General features: G+C 61.9%; 1 protein-coding gene. It reads left to right on the forward strand.

All coding sequences use genetic code 11. The features are described from left to right. Positions 1 to 27: 27 nt before the first annotated feature. Positions 28 to 880 (forward strand): glycosyltransferase (locus V6C16_RS14370; RefSeq protein ID WP_333543577.1); only part of this gene is annotated, 853 nt, incomplete at its 3' end.

Raw genomic sequence — 880 nt, forward strand, 5'->3', positions numbered from 1 at the left:
TAGCGGCCGGGCAAGGTGTGGCGGCTTATGCGCGAAGGGCTTTTCCGGCGCATGCGCAACCTTGAGGCCGTGGGTGAGAACATCTGGTGCTTCCTGGCGGGCTTTCTGCTGGCCGAACAGTGCCAAAGGGATGGCGTACAGCTTATCCATGCGGCTTGGGCCAACGGTCCTGCCACCGCAGCCTGGGTGGCCTCCCGCATGTCCGGCATTCCTTTTGCCTTCACGGGCCGCGCCGGGGATATATATCCCGAGGACGGCCTGCTGCGCGAAAAATCGCGCGACGCGCTCTTCATCCGCACCAATAACCGTACCAACGTACAGTGGCTGCGCAGCTTTTGTCCTCCCGAAGGCGTGGACAAGGTGCATGCCATCTATAACAGCCTCACGTTCCGTCCGCGCGGACAGTGCGCCATGCCCATGCAGCCCCCTTGCCGTCTGCTGGCAGTGGGGCGTTTTGCCCGCACCAAGGGTTTTCCCGAACTGCTCACGGCCATGGCCCGCCTGCGACGTGAAAACGTACCGGTGACCCTGACCTTGATGGGGGACGGCAACTGGCGGCGCAAACTGGCAAAAATGCGCGACTCACTTGGCCTCACCGCCTTTGTGGATATGCCCGGCTTCATTCCCCACGATAAAATCTGCGACTTCATGCTGGATCACGACATGCTCATTATGCCCAGCGTGGTACATACCAACGGCGACCGCGACGGCATCCCCAATGTGATCATGGAAGCCCTTTCGCACCGTATGCCGGTTATTGCCACCGACGTGTGCGGCATTTCCGAGGTGATCATTGACGGCGAAACCGGTTTGCTGGTGCAGCAGCGCGATCCGCGCGCGCTGGCCGACGCCGTGCGCCGCATGCTCTCGGACAGGCAGA

The organism is Desulfovibrio sp. 1188_IL3213 (genome assembly GCF_036763145.1).
Taxonomy (GTDB): domain Bacteria; phylum Desulfobacterota; class Desulfovibrionia; order Desulfovibrionales; family Desulfovibrionaceae; genus Desulfovibrio.